Raw genomic sequence first — 20,128 nt, forward strand, 5'->3', positions numbered from 1 at the left:
CGGTGACCGCTCCCACAAGCTAAGTACGCATGACGTGATCCAAGCCGTGTGGGAGCGGTCACCGACCGCGACTGCTGCCACACGCGGAGTATGCACGACGTGATCCAGGCCGTGTGGGAGCGGTCACCGACCGCGACCGCCCGCGCATTCGAGGTGAGACTGGCATTCCGCTCGCTGTCGAAGTAGACCATCTGGTCCGGAAGTTCGGTGAGTTCGTCGCCGTGGCAGACGTGAGCTTCAGCGTCAGCCAGGGCGAAGTCTTCGGCTTCCTGGGGCCCAATGGCTCGGGCAAGTCCACCACCATCCGGATCCTGTGCGGGTTGCTGGCCCCGAGCGCCGGGCACGCCGTCGTCGCCGGTCTGGATGTCTGGCGCGACGCGGAGCGGATCCGCGCCCAGATGGGCTACATGCCCCAGTTCTTCTCGCTCTATGGCGATCTCACCGGGGCCGAGAACATCGAGTTCTACGCTGCGATGTACTCCGTGCCGCCGCCGGAGATTCGCCGGCGCCTGGACTTCCTGGCGCAGCGTCTGGAGTTGGGCCCGGTGCTACACCGCCTTACCCGCACGCTCTCGACCGGCTGGCGTCAGCGCCTGGCCCTCGCCACCGCCATCGCCCACCAGCCGCCGCTGGTGTTCCTCGACGAGCCGACCAGCGGCGTGGACCCGGTGACCCGCCGCCTGTTCTGGGATGTCATCGCCGACGTGGCCCACGACGGCGCCACGGTCTTCGTCACCACGCACGTCATGGACGAAGCGGAGCACTGCACCAACCTCGCCATGATGCACTACGGCAAGCTGATCGCGCAGGGCACGCCCGAGCAGATGCGGCGTGATCTCGTCAGCGGGCTGGTCCAGGTGCAGTCCGAGCGCATCTGGGACGCCCTGCAGGTCTTGCAGGGCACACAGGAGGTCCACGAGGTAGCACTGTTCGGCGAAGCTCTCCATGCCGAGGTGGACGCGAAGGTCGCCGACCCGGAGGGGTTGGTGCGCGAGACGCTGCAGCGCGCCGCGGTGCCGGTGCAGACGATCGCGCGCGTGGTGCCGACGATGGAGGATGTGTTCGTGTCGCTGGCGCGTCGCTTCGAGCGCCCGGCGACGGCCGGGAGGGACGCCTGATGCGGCGCACCCTCGCCATTGCCCGCGCCGAGTGGATCCACAACCTGCGCGACCCGCGCAGCCTCTTCGTGATTCTCGTGCTGCCCGTCGTCCTGCTGCTGCTCTACGGCTATGGCATCAACTACGACCTGCGCGACATCCCATTCGCCGTGTGGGACCTGAGCGGCACCGCCCTGTCGCGCGACCTGGTGCACTCCTTCATCTCCAGCGGCTACTTCCGGCTGCGCGGGGCCATCACCCGGCAGGAGGAGGTGGCGCGGCTACTGGACAGCGGGGAGGTCATCTTCGTGATGGTCCTGCCGCCGGACCTCGAGCAGCGCCTCGGGGCCGGTCGTCAGGCCGAAGTGCAGGTGTTGCTCAGTGGCGCGGACACTACTCGCGCCACCGTGGCCCGGGGCTACGTCGAGGCCGCCTTGCTGCAGGTATCGCAGGGGTTGGCGGCCGAGGAGCAACGACGTACCGGCGCCGTCGGCCAGATCCCCACGGGGTTTGGCATCAACACCACCATCCTGTACAACCCCGGCCTCGACAGCACACACTTCATTGTGCCCGGCCTGATTGCCATTCTGCTGACCATCCTGGCAGCACTACTCGCCTCCACAGCCGTCGTGCGCGAGCGCGAGAGCGGGAGCTTCGAGACCCTCGTGACCTCCCCGGTGCACGCGCCGAACATCATGATCGGCAAGATGGCGCCGTATGTGGTGATTGCCTTCACCGATGTGCTGCTCTCGGTCGTCACCGGCGCGGTGGTGTTCCACGTCGTGCCCGAGGGCAGCGTCCTGCTGTTGCTGGCGGCCAGCTTCCTGTACTTGCTGGCCTCGCTGTCCATCGGCATGTTCCTCTCCACCGTCACCCGCACGCAGCAACTGGCGATCCTGGTGACGATGCTGGTGTCGCTGCTGCCGACGGTGCTGCTGTCCGGGTTCGCCTTCCCGCTGCGGAGCATGCCCACCGTCCTGCAAGGACTCAGCGTCTTCATCCCGGCGACTCACTTCCTGGTCGTGATCCGCTCGATCTACCTCAAGAGCGCTGGCCTGGCCCTGCTGTGGCCGCGGGTGTTGGCGCTGGCGCTGTTCGCGGTCGCCCTGGTGGCTCTGGCCGCCAAACGCTTCGAGAAGAGACTGTAACGTGAGCCCGCTGCGCCTTCGCTATGTGATCCGCCGTGAGGTCCTGTCTCTGCGCCGAGACATGGTGCGGCTGCGTCTGCTCATTGTCGCGCCAGTCCTGCAACTGGTGCTGTTTGGCTATGCCGCGACCAACGATGTGCGCAACGTCCCGGTGGCCGTCTGCGATCTGGACATGAGCGCCGAGAGTCGCAAGCTCGTCACGGAGATCGGGGCCAGTCGCTACTTCGTGCTCCGTGAGAGCGTGCTGGATCCGCGACAGCTCGACGCGCTGCTGCTGTCGGGACGGGCGCAGGTGGGGGTGGTCATCCCGGTGGACTTCGCGACCCACCTGGCCGAGGGACGGCCGGCGCAGGTGGGGCTGTACGTGGACGGGACCGACTCCAACACCGCCGGCGTAGGCACGGCTTACCTGGTCGGTCTGTTGCGGAGCCACCAACTGCGCTGGGTGACGCGGGAGTTGCAGCGCATGGGGTCGGGGGGGACGGTCACGACCGCCCTGCAGTCCGAGCCGCGCGTGTGGTACAACGTGGACCTGCGCAGCGTCAACTACATGGTGCCCGCCGTGTTCGGCATGGTCCTGCTGGTCATCACGATGAACCTGGCGGGGCTGTCGGTCGTGCGCCAGCGCGAGACCGGCACGCTGGAGCAGCTTCTGGTCACACCCCTGCGGACCTCGGAGTTCCTCATCGGGACGGTGGTGCCGTTGGGGGTGGCCGCCATGCTGGACTCCGGCCTGATCGTGCTCGTCGCGCTATACTGGTTCCACGTGCCCTTCCGCGGCAGTTACGTGCTGCTCTTCGCCATGGCCGCAGTCTTCCTGCTGGCCAACATGGCGTTGGGCCTGGTGGTGTCCGTGCTGTCCAAGACACAGCAGGAAGCGCAGATCGTGGTCTTCCTGCTCATCATGCCCTCGGTGCTGCTCTCCGGCTTCATGTTCCCCATCGCCAACATGCCGCCGTTCGTCCAGGGCTTGACCTACCTCATCCCCTTCCGCTACTTCCTGGAGATCGTGCGGGCCTCATTCCTGCAGGGCGTGGGAGTGGGGGTGTTGTGGCCGCAGATGCTGGCCCTGACGGGGTTCGCAGTCGGCCTGATGGTGCTGGCCACCCGCGTGATGCGCAAGCGCCTGTAGCGCCGTTAGGGGCCCTGCTCTGCCCGCTCGATCAGCGCCTCCTGCCAACGCGCGTCCATCGTCACGAAGGGGGCGCTGAAGCCGCTGACGCGCACCAGCAGCTCCGCGTGGTTCAGCGGGTCGGCCTGGGCCGCGCGCAGGCGGCTGGCGCTGACGGTGTTGAAGTGCAAGTGGTAACCGCCGTAGGGGGCGCAGTCCTGCGGACGGAAGTACGTCTCCACCAGCGAGCGAATCGTGTCGGCATGGGCGCCGCCGACCGGCAGCGTCAGCGCGAGGGGGTTGCCGCAGGCACACAGATCGTGGGCGACGTGGCTGGCCGAGGCGATGACGGCCGTGGGGGTGGACGACACGCAGGCGGCGGGGCCGACGCCGTAGCTGACGAAGTCGGTCGCGCGCCGGCCGTCGGGCGAAGGGCCGCCGGGGTCGTGGATGTCGGCGCCGAAGCGGAAGAACGCGGGGTAGGGGCGCACGCCGTCGCGGAGCCGGCTGTCGAGCACCATCGCCGCAACCTGCCGCGACAGCCACCCGGCCAGCTCGTTCGTCCACGGCGTGTTGGTGCCATAGCGGCCCGACAGGTGCACCAGCCGCTGCCGGAGGGCCTCGTCGGGGAAGTCGTGGGCCACCTCATCGGCCAACCGCGGCAGGGACAACTCCCCCGTCTCGAAGACCAGCTCGCGAATCGCCGCCAGACCGTCCACCGCCGTGCCCAGCCCCAGGATATTGATGCCGACGAATGAGTAGTCAGCCCCGCCGCACTCCAGAGGGCGCATGCGCTGCAGGCAGCCGCGCATGAGCAGGCTGCCAAAGGGGGAGGGGGCATGGGCCGCCATCCCGTCCCAGGCGGCCTGCAGACGCCGCAGCTCGGCGGCGTAATGCCCGTTGAGCGCCTCCATGTAGCCGGCGCGGAACCCCGCGAAGTCGTGGGCCAGTTGGCCACTCCCGCCGAGGAAGTCGGCGAGCACCTGCGGCAGGTGCAGTCGACCCAGCACGGTGTTGGCATAGCAGTCGCCCTGTGACACCGCTTCGTAGCACCCGACGACAGCCCAGTCCTGCGCGCGGTCGGGGGGCAAGCCGGCGGCCTGCAGCGCGCGGCACACGACCGCGTGGTTCATGAACCCCGGCTGCCCCAGACCGGCGGCGGCCAGGGCGTAGGCTTCGTCCAGGAAGATCTCCGATGCTTCCGCGCGCCAGTTCACCGTCAGCGAAGGCTGGGTGCTGCGCAGCACCCGCACCGCGCGCAGCAGCAGGCAGGACAGCAGGTTGTCGGCCCCCTCGCCGCGCGCGTCCACGCCTCCCACGACGAGGTTCTGGCTCTCATCGCCCTCGCAGCACTTCAGGCAGAAGGCGCACACCAGCTCGAAGGCCTGCGCCCGCGACAGGCTCCGCTCCTTGAGGTCGCGCTCCAGCAGCGGCCAGAGCACCTGGTCCAGCCGGCCGAAGGAGATGGCCATTGTGGGGTTCTCGGCGTGCAGGAAGACCTGGGCGAGCCAGACGAGCTGCAGGCCCTGGCGGAAGGTCCTCGGCGGGGCGTCCGCGAGGTGCGCCAGGTCCTCGGCCAGCGGGTGTTCCGGCCCGGCCGCCTCCGCATGGCGCCGCACGAACCGGGCGAAGGCCTCCAGGGCTAGCGCGAAGGCCGCGAGCACCGTACGCTGCTCGTTCGTCCGCGGGGCGTGCTCTTGCAGCGCGCGCCGCAGGCCGCCGACACCGAGGCGGACCAGGGCCTCATAGTCGTGCACAATGTGGCCGGTGCTGGTCGCGTAGCCGCATCCCGCCAGCTCCTCGCGGGGGAAGGCCGGCGCGACCCCGGGCGGAGTGAAAGTCTGGTGTCCGGCGAGCAGGTCGTGGGGGGCGAGGTGTATCGGCAGGCTCTCGGCGACCTCCTGTAGGGCCAGGGCCCGGCGCCTCACCGACGGCTCGCCGACGCTGGCCCGGTAGGAGCGCAGGAGCGCCTCCCCAAACGCCTGTGCCATGGCCGGGTCGCTGTCAAGGCGCGCCTGGCGTTGCCGGAGCCGTTGCGCCAGTTCCTGCTGCAGTTGCGATACCCGGGGAGACAGTTCCATGGCCTGTCAGCACCTCGCTCCCGCTCACCATAGGCCGCCGGTTTGACCGTGTCAACAGACCGCTGCTATAATCCTCAGCGTCATGGGTATCGAGGAGATCATCCTGGTGGGGGTCGCGGCCGCGGCCCTCGCCTTCATCCTGGCGAAGCTGCACCTGGCCCGGTGGGAAGCGGTGCTGATCGCCGTCGGCGGGGCCGCTGCCTACCTGGTGCTGCGCGCCACCATCATGGACCTCCGGCAGGCCTTCACGAGTGTCGTGTTCCTCGTGGCCTACACGCTGATCGCCCTGGAGCGCCTGCACAAGACGACTGTCGCCGTGGCCGGCGCTGTGGTCATGCTTGTGACCGGACTGGTGACCCAGCAGGAAGCCCTGCACGGTCACGGCGAGATCGGCGGCGTGGACTGGAACACCATCTTCCTGCTGATCGGCATGATGATCATCGTCAACATCATGCGGCAGACGGGCGTGTTCGAGTGGGTGGCCATCAAGTCAGCCAAGCTCGGCCGAGGGCACCCGGTCGCGATCATGATCCTGCTGTCGGTGGCGACGGCGCTCCTGTCGGCGGTGCTGGACAACGTGACCACGGTGCTGCTGACCGTGCCGGCCGCGCTGCTCGTATGCGAGGCGCTCAGCATCAACCCAGTCCCGATGCTGATGTGCATCATCCTGTCCTCGAATATCGGGGGGACGGCCACGCTCATCGGCGATCCGCCCAACATCATCATCGGCTCCGCCGGACACCTGACCTTCCTGGACTTCTTGCGCGTAGACCTGCCGGTCATCGTGCTCGCGATGGTTGCCTTCTCCCTGACCATCAAGCTCGTCATGGGGAAGCGCCTGCACGTCACCGAAGAGCACCGGCGACTGGTGGCGCAGTTCAACGAGAGCGAGGCCATTACCGACTGGAAGCTGCTGCGGCGCTCGCTGCTGGTCTTCGGCCTGACGCTCGTCGGCTTCTGTCTGCACAGCGTGCTGCACCTGGAGATGGCCACGATCGCCATGACCGGCGCCGCCCTCATGCTGATCTTCTACCGCGAGGGCCCCGAGGAAGCCCTGCGGGACGTCGAGTGGCCGACCATCTTCTTCTTCATCGGCCTGTTCGTCATGGTCAGTGCGCTGGTGAAGGCCGGCATCGTGACGTTGCTGGGCACGGCGGTACTCAACCTGACGGCGGGCAACCTGACCGTGATGACGCTGTTTGTCCTGTGGTTCTCGGCTCTCGCCTCGGGCCTCATCGGCAACGTGCCCTTCACGGCGACGATGACCGCGCTGCTCCACAGCATGGCGGCCTCGCTGCACCCGGAAGCGACGGACTTCGCCGTCGCCGCCCACGCACCCAACGTCTACCCGCTGTGGTGGGCGCTGTCGCTGGGGGCCTGTCTGGGCGGGAACTTCACGCTGGTGGGCGCCGCGGCCAACCTGGTCGGCGCCGGCATCTCGGCCCGCGCCGGGCATCCCATCAGCTTCGCGCGCTTCATGCGCTACGGCGTCCCCATCACGCTGCAGGGCCTGCTCATCAGCAGTCTGTGGCTCTGGCTCGTGTTTCTGCGATGAGGGCGGCAGCATGATCACCGGCGGCATAGATGTCGGCTCGTTGACGGCCAAGGCCGTGATCCTGGACGCGGCGTCGGGGCACGTCCTGGGCACGTCCCTGCTGCGCCTGGCTCACGATCCCGGGGCGGCGGGACGCTTGGCCCTGGACGCCGCCCTGCAGCAGGCAGGTGTCGAGGCGGCCGCGCTCGAAGGCCTCAGTGGCACCGGCTACGGCCGCGTCGCGCTCGACTTCGTGGATTTCCGCATCACCGAGATCTCCTGTCACGCGCGCGGCGTGCACCACGTGCTGCCCCACGCGCACACGGTCATTGACATCGGCGGGCAGGACTGCAAGGCCATCGCACTGGACGAGGCCGGGCGGGCGCTCGATTTCGAGATGAACGACCGCTGCGCCGCCGGCACGGGGCGCTTCCTGGAAGTCATGGCCGGGGCTCTGGGGACCGACCTGGCCGGGCTGGCCGAGCTAGCCCTGTCCTCCCGCGATCCTGCGAGCTTGAGCAGTACTTGCACCGTTTTTGCCGAAAGTGAAGTCATCGGGTTGTTAGCACAGGGAAGGAACCGTGCTGATCTGGCAGCCGGGCTCTGCCGGGCCGTGGCCCAGCGGGTAGTGGCCATGACGCAGCGCCTCGGCCTGGCGCCGCAGGTGGCCCTGACGGGCGGCGTGGCGCTCAACGCCGCCGTCCGCGAGGCGCTGCAAGGGCTCGTGGGCCTGCCGATCTCCGTGCCCCCCCAGCCGCAACTGACCGGCGCGTTGGGGGCGGCGCTGCTGGCTGCCGAAAGGAAGACTGCTCCGCGATGACGTGGCCGCATCCCCGGCCTGTAACTGTCCTGTTGATGGCTGCCCTGGTGGCTGTCGGCGGCCGCGCCGCTGGCGACAGCGATGACCCACCGGCCTCGCGCGCGGCCATCGCCGCTTACCGCGAGGCCCTGTCGGAATGGGAGGCGGGCCACCAGCAGCAGGCTGTCTCGGGGTTCAACAAGGCGGCGGAGTTGGCCCCCCAGTGGGGTGCGCCCAATGCCCGCCTGGGCGTCATCTACCAGCTGCAGAACCGTGAGGCCGAGGCCCGCGCGCAGTATGCGCTGGCCCAGGCCGCCTCGGTGGGCGAGCCCGGCCAATCGTCGGATGAGGCAGCGAGACTGCGCGCCCTCATCATCGCCAACGAGGCCTACACGATCTACCTGATCAACGCCGCGCGCCTGGAACAGGGCGTGCCGGTGGTGGTGCCTGACCCCACCGTGGACCGGGTCGCCCGCCGCCACAGTGAGGAGATGCGGGACAGGAACTACTTCAGCCACAACTCGCCGACTCCGGGCCTGACGACCTGTCAGGACCGCTTCCGGACCGTGTTCGGCTACAAGCCGCGCCTGATTGGCGAGAATGTGGCGCGCCGGTGGGGCACGCTGTTCTCCCTGAGCGAGGAGAAGATCCTCGCCACCCACCATGACCTGCTCAGTAGCCCCGGCCATCGCCAGAACATGCTCTACCCGACCGTGCAGTGGCTCGGGGTCGGCCTGGCCGCCAACGCCAACGGCGACTACTGGCTGACGGAAGTGTTCGTCGAGCCGGGACGGTAGGCGCAGGGGTCTGTCCCCGTGAGAGCGACGCAGTCGCTCTCAGAGGGGGCTGACCCCGCCCATGTCACGCCATGGGGTCAGCCCCCGCCGTGACCGCCTGCGGCGATCTCTCCGGGGCCAGACCCCACTTGCCCGGCAGACCCCCCCATCGGGAGAAGTGCCTGTGGAAGACGACATCCGTGCCCAGTTGGCCGCCTCCATCCGCGTCAAGGAGGCCGTGGCGGCAGACCTCACACCGGCGATCGCGCAGGCGGCCGCCCTCTGGGGGGAGACGCTCCGCGGGGGCGGCCTGATCGCCTTCTGTGGCAACGGCGGCAGCGCGGCTGACTGCCAGCACCTGGCCGGCGAGTTGGTCAGCCGCTTCCGCCGCGACCGCCCGGCCTATCGCGGGCTGGCCCTCAGCACCGACACCTCCATCCTCACCGCCATCGGCAACGACTTCGGCTACGAGCGCGTCTTCGCCCGGCAGGTCGAGGGTCTGATGCGGCCGGGCGACCTGCTGGTGGCCCTGAGCACCAGCGGCACGGCGCGCAACTGTGTGCTGGCCGTCGAGCAGGCGCGCAGCATGGGCGTGGCGACCATGGCGCTGACCGGGGCCAGTGGCGGCGCGCTCAAGCCACTGGTGGACCTGTGCCTGTGCGTCCCGAGCAGTGACACCCCGCGCATCCAGGAAGCGCACATCACCATCGGCCACATCCTGTGCGATCTCGTCGAGGCTGAGCTGAGCGGCGATGGGCAGGCTTGATCTGCAGCGCGTGTCGGCGCAGCTCCACGGCCGGCGCCTGCGCGGGCCACTCCTCTACCGCGAGCAGACCACTTCGACCAACGACGATGCTCTTGCCCTGGCCGCGGCGGGCGCGGCCGAGGGCACGGTCGTCATCGCCGGCGCACAGGTCCAGGGCCGTGGTCGCCGTCAGCGCTCCTGGACCGGCCACCCCGACCATTCCCTGCTCTTCACCCTCGTGTTGCGTCCCACGCTGCCTCCCGAACTGTTCCCGCGCCTGGTGAACATGATCGGCGTGGGTGTGGCCGACGGGTGCGCCCACGCGGCCGGCTGCCCGGTGGGCACCAAGTGGCCCAATGACGTCATGGCCGGAGGGCGCAAGATCGTGGGCATCCTGGTCGAGGCCCGCGCCCCGGGATATGCCGTCGCGGGCATCGGCATCAACGTGCTGGGCAACGCCACGGACTTCCCCCCCGAGTTGCGCGACAGGGCGGGCACGCTGGCAGGCTGCGCCACCACGGGCCTGACCCGCGAGGACGCGCTCGCGGCGGTGCTGAACGAGACCGACCGCTGGTATGATGCGCTGCTGCGGGGGGAATGGGATCAGGTCCTCGCGCGGCAGCGCGAGCTGGAGACGACCATCGGGCACGAACACGCGGTGCTTGTCGACGACGAGTGGATCAGTGGGACGGTGCGCGATCTCTCGCCCGAGGGCGGGCTGGTCATCGAGACCGCTGACGGCCTCCGCACCGTCACCGTGGGCGAGGTGTCGTGAGGCCAGCCGGGGGCGTCCGGCATGAGCCCTACCTCACGAACTCCCGGCCCTCATCCCGATTCCCGTGTCACCGCCCCGCCACCAGCCTCGCCCCGCCCCACAGCGCATGGTCGCTGCCGATGCCGTCCCCTGCCGACGTGACCCAGAGCCGCAGGTACTTCGCCCCCGGCAGCGGCAACTCGAGCACCTGCGCCTCCTGTCCGCCCCGTACTACCGGCGAGGTATACAGCGTCTTCCACTCTCCCTGCGGGGTGTCGCTCACCTGCACCACGAACTCGACGCTGCCGGCTCCGTTGGACGATGTGCTGACGCCGAGGTCGGACTTGAGCACCAGGGCGCCCTTGTCCGTCGGTAGCTGGTAGACCACCTCGGCGTGCTCGCCCTGCGGGCTAGGCTCCGGGTGGAGCATCAGGCACTTCGGGTACGACACCTCGCCGATCTGGGCCGGGTTGCCTACGTAGTCCGTGTCGCGGATCAGGCCGCCATGGGCGAACGAGCTGACCGGCTTGAGATCGCTCAGGTAGATCGCGTCGGCCTCCTGCGGCTGGCGCACCATGAACCCCACCTGCACAACGGTGCGGTGGCGCTCAACCGACTTGTCGCTCACGCCAACCAGCACCGTGTGCTTGCGGACCGCCGTCTCGGCCGCCAGTGCCCGCTGCAGGTCCACCTCCACCCGCAGGCTTCTGCCCTGCTCGCCCGGTGTGCTCTTCACGAGCGCCGCCGCCACCGGCTTCCCATGCAGCGTCGCACTCAGCCCGGCGGTGTCGAGTGGATTGGCCGCGTCCGTGAAGCTCACGACCAGCGCCTTGGGCGCCTCGATCCAGCCCAGCTTCGGCGCCTCCTCGAGCGGGATCTGCTTGCCGTCCAGCGTCACCGTCGCGCCAGGCGCGTCCTTATCGTTCAGGTTCAGCCACGCCGGCTTGCCCACCAGCAGTCGCACGGGCCCGCGCTGCGTCTCTGCGGCGGTGAAGGTGCTCTTGCCCTGCGCGGCCAGAGTCCAGTCGCCGCCGGTGCTCACGCAGACAGGCCCGCTTGTGGCCGGCGACTTGAGCGTGAAGCCGCCCGTGCCGGTGGCGCTGTACTGGGTCCAACCCTCGGCTGGCTCCTGCCGGAAGCTGAAGTCGTTGGCGACACACACCTGCAGCCCCGGCTCGACGCCGTAGATGACATACCAGTCGCCGACCTTGATGCCGTCGGCCGCCAGGTTCACATTCCCGACCAACTCGATGGTGTCCCCACCGTAACCGCCACCGACCTCGTTCACCTGCTTGATCGTGTAGAGCTTGTTGTGTGCGGGGAACCACAGCTTCAGGCCCCAGCACCAGGGGTTGTCACCGTGGTCCACGACGGGTCGCCAGGAGCGCACGACGTTCGGCCGGTCCTCGGGCAACACCGTGACCTGGTGCCAACTCACGATGAGGGGGGCGTGGTCCTGCATGTCCACGCGCACGAGCCCGCCGGGCAATGCCGTAGCCTTGTCTATGCGCCAACCCTCATTGCCCGGATCGCGCAGCTCGCTCTCATAGCGCACCAGCAGTTGGCGGTCGTGGAGCGGGCCGACGGCGTCCCCCCCCTGGCCCCCCCCTGAAGGGGGGGGAGAGGCAAGGACCGGCCAGGGCTTGTCGGGCTTGACGATCAGCGCCGTCTCCTGCCGCGTGCCGGTCAGATCGCCAATCACGTCCACGACCTCGCCGGCGAAATCGCCGGGCAAGTTCACGCCGAAGCCCCCGACGCGCAGGTACGTTCCCCGGCAGACCTCGGAGGCGATCACCCTCCCTGCCCTGTCCTGCCGCAGCAGCGCGTAGCGGGCATCGGTCTCGGTCCCATCGGGCAGCTTGAGCTTCCCCGCTTCCGACTGGTAGATGACGGTGTCGGTGTGCCCGCCGGCCATCTGCAGGCGCAGGGCCAGCGCGTCACGCTCCGGCCCCGCGAGGCTCGTGACTTGCAGCGGCGTGACCGTCCTCACGCACGACTGCTCGCCCTCGCGGAAGCCTTCGAGAATGTGCGCGAACAGGCTCGTGGCCGTCTGGCCGGGCTTGGCGACGCGCCGCTCGATGAGGAAGTCGCGGGCCTCGAGGAAGGCGACGTTGCCCTCGGCGCGCACCCCGCCGGGCAGCGGCTGGTGCAGCGTCCCGATCCACGGCCCCTTGCCGCTGATGAGCTGCGTCTGGCCGTCGGGCTGGGTCAGACCGATCATCCGCAGGCGCACGCGGCCCACGTCGTCGGGCAGGGGGCGCTTGAAGGGCTTGCCGCCCGGATCGCGCGGCGCCAGCTCCGCGGCATCCTTGCGCCAGGTGACATCCCAGGTCGGTCCGGCCGGCCCGAGCCGCTCCACCTTCGTCACGCGCTTGAGGTTCGGAGCATCGCTGTCGTTCTCAGGCAGCTTGCCGCCGTAGAACGTCTGCGTCAGGTCCGCATCGGCGCCCACCGCCGCGGGCAGATTGGCCTCGGCCCGGTCCGCCACGGCGCTGTTGTATAGCGTGTGCCGCTGCGCCCCGCTGATCTTCGTCAGGTCCAGGACATAGGGTCGCCCGTCGGGTCCCTCCACGCCGATGAGCGCGCGCCGGAACTCGTTGATCTGCTTGTCCTTGCGCGACCAGGTGTAGTGGTCCCGCACGTCAAGCACCTGGAAGCCCGAGCCCGGCTCGCCTGCCGCCTCCCCGCCCTTGAAGGTGATGACCTCCCCGTAACCCCGGTTGTCGCCCCAGCCCGCCCCGGGGCCGACATCATCCACGGTCAGGTTGTTTTGGCACAGCGGGCTATGGGCATAGTTCCACGACCAGTTGTCCGGCGGCCGTCCGCCCTCGGCGATCTCCTTGGGGTAGCCCATCTGCTTGAGCGCCTGGAACGCCGGGCGGTCCCACTGCAGGTGCACGTTGTGCCAGTACGCCGCATAGCCCCCCTTGCGCAGCACGGGGACGCCGTCTACCCAGCACTCCAGGCTCAGCGCGTCCTGAGCGTTGTGCAGCGTGGCGCGGGTGTAGTCCAGGCACAGCTCCTGCCGATGGCCCGGCCCGCCGAGGCGCATGATCCCCACGCCATAGCCCGCCCAGTTCCGGCTGCCGACCCGCTCCTGCTCGCGCACGGCGGCCGCGTCCACGGTCATGTTGCCGGCGAAGGCCTGCTCGTGCTGGTCGCCAAACTCAACCTGCAGGCCCCGTACGGTTGTGAGCCGGCGCAGTTCGCCGTTGGCCGCATAGTAGAACGGGTGGTCCTCCAGGAACCTGGGGTAGAACTCCAGCCAGCCCTTGGGGTCGGCCAGGAAGGGGTAGAAGTAGCCGCCGGGCATGGCCATGTAGTTGGGCGCGCCCTCGCCGTTGAGGCCGTCCTGGTAGGTGTGGTTGTACATCGCCACTTCCTGCGCCGGGCCGGCGAAGTCAGTCAGCGTGGCGTCCTGGGCGAGCAGCCCCAGCAGCCACAGGTCGCAGTAGTTGGCCTCCTGGTAGTTGGTCAGCAGTTTCTGCGAGAAGGCCGTCTTGAACATGAGCACCAGGTCGCCCAGGAGCTTGCTCATGATCTTGCGGTCCAGCGCCTCGGGGTCGCCGTACAGCTTCTGCGACACGGCCTTGAAGACCGGGTGGTGCCGTACGCGGCCGAAGGGCTCGACCCAGACGTGCTCGTCCACCATGTTCAGCCAGCCGGGGCTGGAGAACGGAATGCGCCGCCCCCAACTGCCCAGCGGTGTGAGTTCGAAGATGCCGGGCTGGGGTACGCTCTGCCACGCGGCCCGCGTCAGGGGCTTCCCCTGGTACGTCGCCAGCGTGTTGTTGGCCGCCAGCGGCAGGCCGTGGTACGTGTCCGCCACCCGGTCCAGGATGATCGCGATCTTGTGCACCGCGCAGGGGTTGCCGTTCTGGTCGAACTGCTGGGCCAGGCGGCGCACCAGGTCGCAGTCCTGTTGCAGCCACCGCCGGTAGTCCATCATCGTGCGGATGAACAGCTCCCACTCCACCCCGTCCTTGTCCTTGAAGACCGTGCAGGAGTCCTCGTACATCGTGTCATCGAGGTGCTGGAACTTGATCTTCTCGGTGGGGCGGAGGGGGTAGTCCGCCGGCATGTCCTGCTCGCGGCCGTAGAGTCTGGTCTTGCAGCAGTTGGTGGTGGCGACATACCACTGGCCGGGTTCGTAGGTCAGCCCGAAGCCCCAGGAGCCGCACAGGGGACAGTAGGTGTTCAGAGCCGCCTCGGCCTTGCCGGCCGTGGGAGCGGTCACCGACCGCGAACTCACCCGGGCGAAGGGGGCGATGTGGCGCGGGAAGTCGGCGGTCAGCTCCGCGTCCGTCGGCGCGGTGGCGGCATACTTCGCATACGCCTCCGCTTCCGGCAGCGCCGGGTGATCCTTGGCCCACAGCGCCATCTGCTGCTTGGTGTAGTCCGCGAACAGGTTGTCCGGCGTCAGGTGCGGCATCTGGCGCCCGGGGGCCAGTTCCGCCACCTTGGCCCCACGGTCGGGCGCGTTCCAGCGTAGGCCCGCCTGCGGCAAAGCCTGGCTGCCCAGAAGGAGCATAGCGATCATCAGGGCTAGACGCATGAGAGACCACCTCGGGGAGCGACGAGTGACAAGTGATGAATGATGAATGAGGCCCGGTCGCTGCCTCTGGCGCGCGCGGCATCGCCATTCATCACTCATCATTCATAGTTCATCATTGGCCGTTCAGAACAGCGACAACTGCGGCTTCTCCTCGGGTGCCTCGGGCTCGGCGGCCTGTCGCTCCCAGGTGCGCAACTGCAGGCCCACCCACCCCATGTCCTGCGGGCCGGCGATGGCCGCCGCGCCCTGAGCCAGGAGCTGGGCATTGCCCTCGCGCAACTCGTCCTGCTCGGGCCACTGCACCGCATACAGCCGCCGGCCCTGTTGCAGGGCCGCCTGGGCGGTGGCGAGGCTCCCACCCGTGGCGCGGCACTCCACCACGATGACTCCGCGCGAGAAGAGCGAGATCAGGCGGTTGCGGGCCATCAGGTTGGGGATGGTGGGCTGGGCGACGGGGGACAGCTCGGAGATGACGGCGCCGACCCCGATGATGCGCTGGGCCAGCTCCTCGTTCTCGGGTGGCGTGATGTTGGCAATCCCGCTGCCAATGATGGCGATGGTGCGCCCCTCGCGGTTGAGCGCCCCCAGGTGAGCGGCGGTGTCCACACCGCGCGCCAGGCCGCTGACCACGGTGAACTCATCGGCCGCGGCCGCTGTCGCCAGCTTGCCGGCCATGCCCATGCCCTCATGGGTCGGGCTGCGCGTGCCCACGATGCCCACGGCCAGCGTATCCGCCGGCAGCAGTCGGCCCTTCACGCACACGACCGGGGGGGGATGCGGCAGCTCGCGCAACGTCTCGGGGTAGTCTGCGTCGGGGCTGAAGTAGACATGGGCCCCGTTGCCCCGCACCTGCTCCGCCAGGCGACCGAAGCTGTCGAGCGTGTGCCGGACGCGCTGCATCGCCGCGGCCTGTGGCTGCTTGAGGCGCGCCTCGCCGTTGACGAGCGCGGCCTCATCGGCCTGCAGCGCCGTCGTCGCCGATCCGTAGACCGCCATGAGCCGGGCGAACCCCGCCGGCCCGATCTCCGCACCCCAGCACAGCCCTAGCCATGCCAGGCGCTCGCGGTCGTCCATCACCAGGTCTCCGTAGAGGCGCGATTCATCGCGCCCGTAGTACGGTCGGACAGAGTGGGCGCGATCAATCGCGCCGCTACACGCTCGGTCGCCGCTGGTACGCCAACGCCATCAGGTACTGATTCACGCTCTCGGGCGTCACCAACCCCACCATCCGCCCTTCGTCCACCACAGCCGCGACGGGGCAGGCGCCGGTCGAGATCTCCTGGAACACGTCGGCTAGGCTATCGTTGGGGCCGACCCGACATGGGTCGCCGACCATGACTTCCGCCACCGTCGTATCGCCCCCGTGCTCCTGCATCCCGGCGATCAGCGCATGCCGCGTGACCAGCCCCACGAGGTGCCCCTCATCCACCACCGGGAAGTCGTGCTGGTAGCTGTGGCCCGCATACTGGAAGGCTTCCGCCAGCGTGTCATCCTTGTCGAGGGCACGGAAGTCGTTGACCATGGCCTGCCATGCGGGCACCTCGCGCAGCGTCCGCCGCACCCGCACCTGCGTGTCCTCGGACGTCGCGCCCATGTAGATGAACAGCGCGATGAGGACGAGGAACCACTCGTGGGTGAAGAACGCGAACACTCCCCCGACGATGGCCAGGGTCTGGCCGACGATGGCGGCGGTGTGCGTGGCGGCGGCATAGTCCATGTGGAAGGCCAGCAGCGCCCGCAGCACGCGGCCGCCGTCCATGGGGAAGGCCGGGAGGATGTTGAACCCGGCCAGCATGATGTTGACCCAGGCCAGCCGCGCCACGAAGGACGCGCCCCCGGCGTGCAGGGGGCTCAGGAACGTCTGCACATTGCCGCCCATCACGAAGACGATGGCGCTGAGGACGACGGCAATGGCCAGGCTGGCCAGCGGCCCCACCACGGCCACGTTGAGTTCCTGGTGCGGGTCATCAGGCATGCGCTCCATCATGGCGACGCCGCCGATGGGCAGCAGGATGATGTAGCGCACCGGCACGCCGTACTTGCGCGCCATCAGGCTGTGCGCCAGCTCGTGGATGATGACACACGCGAACAGCGCCACCACGAACAGCACGCCGGAGACGCGGCCCATCCCACTCATTGCCTGCGTCGGCGCTGCCACCAGGAGCAGCAGCAGAAAGAACGTCACATGGATGCGCAGGGGAATGCCAAACAGCTTCCCGATCTGGAACGACCAGGTCATGTGTCCACCTCAGTGACGATGTGACGCCCGCGCCCGGCGGCCGAACCAGCAGCCCGAGGCGAACCAGTAGCGCGGGCGGCCTCGCCCGCGCCCGGCCTCAGCGCAGGTCCACGATCTCTTCCTCGAGGCCCGCAAAGCAGGTGTCCTCAAGCGTGAGCTTCCGGATGCCCGGACCGATGCGCAGGCCGAGGCGGCGTCGACTCCGGCTCTTGCGGCGCGTATCGCGGATCACATTGCCGCGCAGGACGACGCCCTCGGCACGCCCCAACATCTCAACAGCGATGCAGTCGCCCTTGCCTCCGCTGTCCTCGATGGTGTTGCGCTCGAGCACATTGCGGTGCGGGTCGCGGCCGGGATGGTGATGCTCCCGGAAGATCACCCCGTGCACGGCGCTGCGCCGGATGACATTGTCGCGGATGACGTTGTCGGTGTCGCGATGCCCGATCGAGAGGCCGAACTTGCGGCTGTCCTCGATGGTGTTGCCCTCGGCCAGCCCGTGCTTGACGCCCCAGCAGAAGAAGATCCCCTGGTCGTTGCCACGGCACAGGTTGCCGCGGATCACCGGGCGCTGTGAGCCGCTGCCAGGATGGAGCCCCAGGTCGGCGTTGTCCAGCAGCCGGCAGCCCTCGACGGTAACATCATGGCAGACCTGCCAACTGATCCCGTCGCCGTGGTTGTCGCGGCTGGTCACTTGGCGGATCGTCACCCGCTCGCAATCCTGCAGGAACACGCCCCCGCCGTGGTTGCCGTCCAGGTGCTCGGTCGCGGCCCGGTTGCCGTCGAGGGTCAGGCCCGCGACGGAGATGTCAGTGACGTTCTCGCCGCTGATGAGCGGATAGAGCGTGGCGGCCTCGGCTCCCGTGAACGCCGGTGCACCCTCCGCGGGGGCCACGCTCGGGGCAATCCAGAAGTTCTTGCGCGGGTCGCGATCAATGGTGACGTGGTGCCCCTCGATGGCGATGACGGTGCGCTTGACGATCTGCCGCTCGCCCGAGTGTGGCGACTGCCCGCGCAACAGCAGGCCCCCGCCCACGCGGAAGATCGAGGGGTCCTTCACGGGCACGACGCGGCCGTACCAATCCAGGTCCTCGATCAGCTTCGTGCAGGCCGACGGCGTCTTGCGCAAGACGGTGTCCTCGCCGCCGCCCACGAGGCGTATCCGAGGCCGCAGGAACAGCGAGTTGCCCATGCCATACACACCGGGCAGGATGCGGACGGTGCCGCCGCCCAGAGCGTGTACGGCGTCCACAGCCGCCTGCAGGGCGAGGTGGTCGCTGCCGGTGATGTCCGCGCGCTTCAGTCCGACAGTGATCTCCAGTGACGCCACCTGTCTCCTCCTGGCGGTATCGCCTGCCTGTGTGTGGGTGCAGCCCCACGCTCTACTACCCACACTTGCCGGTTCGTCACCCTTGCGTCGCATCCCTCCCAAAGCCGCACGGAGGCCTCCGGGCCGGGCATCGCGAATTGGCTGTGATGCTGCCTGACGAGCCCTACCAACTCCCACCCGAGTTCCGACAGCAACCGCTGGCAGCACGCGCGCTGGAAGACTACGCGCTATGCCCGCGCCGCTTCCTGCTCTCGTTCTTTGTCGGCCGCGAGGAAGAGCGCCGCTTCCACGGCGGTCCGGCGGCGCTGCACACGGCTGTGCGTCACGCCCTCGTGGAATGCCATGGTCGCGGCGGTCCGCACCTGGCTCCCGTCGAGAGTCTCCTCGACAGCTTCGAGGCCCACTGGCAGGGCGACCTGTGCGCCGACAGTATTGAGGAGCAGCAACTCCACGACCAGGGCCGGGGCATGCTGCAGGACTACCACGACGATCACCGCGGCGACACGGTCGAAGTGGTCGCTACCGACCAGCGCTTCGAAGCCGCGATCGAGGGTCAGGCCTTCGTCGCCGTGGCGGACGTCGTGCTGCAGCCGCACGACGGCGGTCGGGAAGTGGTTCGCTTCGTCACCGCCCGTCGCCCACTGGACGAGGACCAGCTCCGCGCCGACCTGTCGGCCCAGGTGCTCTGGCTGCTGGCGCACGAGCACTACGACACGAGCCCCGACCTCCCGAGCCGCGTGGGCGCGCGTGTCCTCACGCGCGCAGATACGGACGCGCCCCTCCGCGTCCTCTTCTACTCCCTCCGCCAGCGCCTCGCCCACGAGGTGGTGCTCTCGCCCGAGCAGGCTGACCTCGCCCGCCGCGACCTCGCCACCCGCGCGGCCCGCCTGTACCGCGAGCACGACTTCGCCCCCGTCAAGGGGAGCCAGTGCCGCTACTGCCGCGTGCGCCGCAGGTGTCCGCTGTGGCAACGCTAGCGCGGCGTGCTTCGTGGTGGTGCCTGCCGGTCATGCTGGCCGCCTTCCTGCTCGTCTCGCCGTGCCTGGCGCAGCTCCGGGGCCTGCAGAAGGGCAACCTGACGGCCTACTACGAAGCACGCGACGAAGACTTCGCCGAGGAAGCGCTCCATGCCGGTGTCGCCGCCCTGCCGACGCTGCAGGACGCCCTGGGGATCCGCAGCGAGCGCAGCCCCGCCATCTCGCTGATCGTCACGCGCGACGACCGCCAGTTCGACCGCTACGTGGGCGAGAAGATGCCGCCCTGGGTGCAGGGCGTGGCGCTGCCGGGGCGACGCATCGTGCTGCGGACGCTGGCCCCGGCGGTGATGCGCACGGTTACGGCCCACGAACTGACCCATGTGCTGCTCGATGAGATCGCCGACGCCGTGGGCATTGACCCGCCGCGCTGGCTGCATGAAGGCCTCGCCAAGTACGCCGCGGACGACTTCTCGCAGGCCGACCGGGAGGTCCTGGGGCAGGCGGTGTTGGAGGGCCGACTGCTGTCGCTCGAGCAGCTCGACGCGGCCTTCGCCGGCGAGCGCGAGCAGGTCAGCCTGGCCTACGCCGAGAGCTACACCTTCGTCCGCTTCCTGCACGACCAGCAGCCAGACGGAGGCATCGCGCAGTTGCTGCGCAACCTCGGCCTGACACACGACATGAGCCGCGCGCTGCTGCGCACCTACGGCCGCACCGAGCCTGAGCTGGAGAAGGCCTGGCTGCAGCAGGTCAGCCGCGACTACCTCCGGCACGGGCTGCCCTTCCCGGGCGAGCTGCTTATCCTGGTTGCCATGGGTGTGTTGTTCCTGCTCGTGCACCTGATCAACCAGCGGCGGCGCCGCGCGATCCGTGCCCGCTTGCAGGAAGAGGAGCGCCTGCGGCGAATCTTCGGGATAGTGCCGAACGACAACGATGATGAGCCCGATGAGGCGGACGAGGAAGTCTGGGAGTAGCCCGGGAGCCGGAC

General features: G+C 69.0%; 15 protein-coding genes and 2 pseudogenes. 10 read left to right on the top strand and 7 right to left on the bottom strand.

Annotated features, from left to right (window positions below; translation table 11 throughout):
• The first annotated feature begins 221 nt into the window (after positions 1-221).
• The 3 genes from LLH23_13070 to LLH23_13080 are packed head-to-tail and all read left to right on the top strand — an operon-like array spanning position 222 to position 3,377.
• Entirely contained in the window at positions 222-1,118 is an 897-nt protein-coding gene (locus tag LLH23_13070) for an ABC transporter ATP-binding protein (GenBank protein MCE5239405.1), read from the top strand.
• On the top strand, positions 1,118-2,245 hold the full coding sequence (locus LLH23_13075) for an ABC transporter permease (GenBank protein ID MCE5239406.1): 1,128 nt from the start codon (positions 1,118-1,120) through the stop codon (positions 2,243-2,245). The genes LLH23_13070 and LLH23_13075 overlap by 1 nt, the downstream gene beginning before the upstream one ends.
• Position 2,246: 1 nt before the next feature.
• The gene (locus LLH23_13080) at positions 2,247-3,377 is read left to right on the top strand and encodes an ABC transporter permease (GenBank protein ID MCE5239407.1); all 1,131 of its coding nucleotides are present in this window, start codon (positions 2,247-2,249) and stop codon (positions 3,375-3,377) included.
• Between the two features lie 5 nt (positions 3,378-3,382).
• Here LLH23_13080 and LLH23_13085 read toward each other — a convergent pair whose 3' ends face one another.
• The 3 genes and pseudogenes from LLH23_13085 to LLH23_13095 all read right to left on the bottom strand — a co-directional run bounded on the left by LLH23_13085 (position 3,383) and on the right by LLH23_13095 (position 5,347).
• Positions 3,383-3,727: a hypothetical protein gene (locus LLH23_13085; protein MCE5239408.1), complete on the bottom strand. Its 345-nt coding sequence runs from the start codon at positions 3,725-3,727 to the stop codon at positions 3,383-3,385.
• A pseudogene (locus LLH23_13090) lies at positions 3,643-3,843 on the bottom strand (hypothetical protein). Before LLH23_13090 ends, LLH23_13085 begins: the two are co-directional and overlap by 85 nt.
• Positions 3,824-5,347: pseudogene (locus LLH23_13095) on the bottom strand (pyruvate formate lyase family protein). The pseudogenes LLH23_13090 and LLH23_13095 overlap by 20 nt, the downstream one beginning before the upstream one ends.
• Before the next feature lie 172 nt (positions 5,348-5,519).
• On the opposite strand from LLH23_13095, the gene LLH23_13100 reads away from it, so the two are divergent.
• From LLH23_13100 to LLH23_13120, 5 genes are all read left to right on the top strand, one after another.
• Positions 5,520-6,992 carry an ArsB/NhaD family transporter gene (locus LLH23_13100; GenBank protein MCE5239409.1) on the top strand — a complete coding sequence of 491 codons (1,473 nt, stop codon included), beginning with the start codon at positions 5,520-5,522 and terminating at the stop codon, positions 6,990-6,992.
• 10 nt (positions 6,993-7,002) lie between these two features.
• Positions 7,003-7,791: an acyl-CoA dehydratase activase gene (locus LLH23_13105; protein ID MCE5239410.1), complete on the top strand. Its 789-nt coding sequence runs from the start codon at positions 7,003-7,005 to the stop codon at positions 7,789-7,791.
• A 35-nt stretch (positions 7,792-7,826) separates the two neighbouring features.
• Entirely contained in the window at positions 7,827-8,567 is a 741-nt protein-coding gene (locus LLH23_13110) for a CAP domain-containing protein (protein ID MCE5239411.1), read from the top strand.
• A 163-nt stretch (positions 8,568-8,730) separates the two neighbouring features.
• Entirely contained in the window at positions 8,731-9,312 is a 582-nt protein-coding gene (locus LLH23_13115) for a D-sedoheptulose 7-phosphate isomerase (protein ID MCE5239412.1), read from the top strand.
• Positions 9,299-10,066, top strand: a complete 768-nt coding sequence (locus tag LLH23_13120) for a biotin--[acetyl-CoA-carboxylase] ligase (GenBank protein ID MCE5239413.1) — start codon at positions 9,299-9,301, stop codon at positions 10,064-10,066. The genes LLH23_13115 and LLH23_13120 overlap by 14 nt, the downstream gene beginning before the upstream one ends.
• A gap of 67 nt (positions 10,067-10,133) precedes the next feature.
• On the opposite strand, the gene LLH23_13125 is transcribed toward LLH23_13120, so the two are convergent.
• The 4 genes from LLH23_13125 to LLH23_13140 all read right to left on the bottom strand — a co-directional run bounded on the left by LLH23_13125 (position 10,134) and on the right by LLH23_13140 (position 18,166).
• Complete coding sequence (locus LLH23_13125; GenBank protein MCE5239414.1) at positions 10,134-14,600, bottom strand: NPCBM/NEW2 domain-containing protein; 4,467 nt, start codon at positions 14,598-14,600, stop codon at positions 10,134-10,136.
• 123 nt (positions 14,601-14,723) lie between these two features.
• The gene (dprA, locus tag LLH23_13130) at positions 14,724-15,674 is read right to left on the bottom strand and encodes a DNA-processing protein DprA (GenBank protein ID MCE5239415.1); all 951 of its coding nucleotides are present in this window, start codon (positions 15,672-15,674) and stop codon (positions 14,724-14,726) included.
• Positions 15,675-15,750: 76 nt separating this feature from the next.
• Positions 15,751-16,839: a site-2 protease family protein gene (locus tag LLH23_13135; GenBank protein MCE5239416.1), complete on the bottom strand. Its 1,089-nt coding sequence runs from the start codon at positions 16,837-16,839 to the stop codon at positions 15,751-15,753.
• Between the two features lie 97 nt (positions 16,840-16,936).
• Complete coding sequence (locus LLH23_13140) at positions 16,937-18,166, bottom strand: right-handed parallel beta-helix repeat-containing protein (GenBank protein MCE5239417.1); 1,230 nt, start codon at positions 18,164-18,166, stop codon at positions 16,937-16,939.
• Between the two features lie 146 nt (positions 18,167-18,312).
• Here LLH23_13140 and LLH23_13145 point away from each other — a divergent pair, with 146 nt between their 5' ends.
• Positions 18,313-19,143 carry a PD-(D/E)XK nuclease family protein gene (locus LLH23_13145; GenBank protein MCE5239418.1) on the top strand — a complete coding sequence of 277 codons (831 nt, stop codon included), beginning with the start codon at positions 18,313-18,315 and terminating at the stop codon, positions 19,141-19,143.
• On the top strand, positions 19,131-20,114 hold the full coding sequence (locus LLH23_13150; protein ID MCE5239419.1) for a hypothetical protein: 984 nt from the start codon (positions 19,131-19,133) through the stop codon (positions 20,112-20,114). The genes LLH23_13145 and LLH23_13150 overlap by 13 nt, the downstream gene beginning before the upstream one ends.
• Positions 20,115-20,128 lie beyond the last annotated feature (14 nt).

The organism is bacterium (assembly GCA_021372615.1).
GTDB lineage: Bacteria > Armatimonadota > Zipacnadia > Zipacnadales > UBA11051 > JAJFUB01.

Bases quoted from the DNA above. Each gene is read 5' to 3' on its own strand.
- LLH23_13110 (MCE5239411.1), top strand. From the start codon at position 7,827: ATGGCTGCCCTGGTGGCTGTCGGCGGCCGCGCCGCTGGCGACAGCGAT.
- LLH23_13120 (MCE5239413.1), top strand. From the start codon at position 9,299: ATGGGCAGGCTTGATCTGCAGCGCGTGTCGGCGCAGCTCCACGGCCGG.
- LLH23_13075 (MCE5239406.1), top strand. From the start codon at position 1,118: ATGCGGCGCACCCTCGCCATTGCCCGCGCCGAGTGGATCCACAACCTG.
- LLH23_13100 (MCE5239409.1), top strand. From the start codon at position 5,520: ATGGGTATCGAGGAGATCATCCTGGTGGGGGTCGCGGCCGCGGCCCTC.
- LLH23_13125 (MCE5239414.1), bottom strand. From the start codon at position 14,600: ATGCGTCTAGCCCTGATGATCGCTATGCTCCTTCTGGGCAGCCAGGCT.
- dprA (MCE5239415.1), bottom strand. From the start codon at position 15,674: ATGGACGACCGCGAGCGCCTGGCATGGCTAGGGCTGTGCTGGGGTGCG.
- LLH23_13145 (MCE5239418.1), top strand. From the start codon at position 18,313: ATGCTGCCTGACGAGCCCTACCAACTCCCACCCGAGTTCCGACAGCAA.
- LLH23_13105 (MCE5239410.1), top strand. From the start codon at position 7,003: ATGATCACCGGCGGCATAGATGTCGGCTCGTTGACGGCCAAGGCCGTG.
- LLH23_13135 (MCE5239416.1), bottom strand. From the start codon at position 16,839: ATGACCTGGTCGTTCCAGATCGGGAAGCTGTTTGGCATTCCCCTGCGC.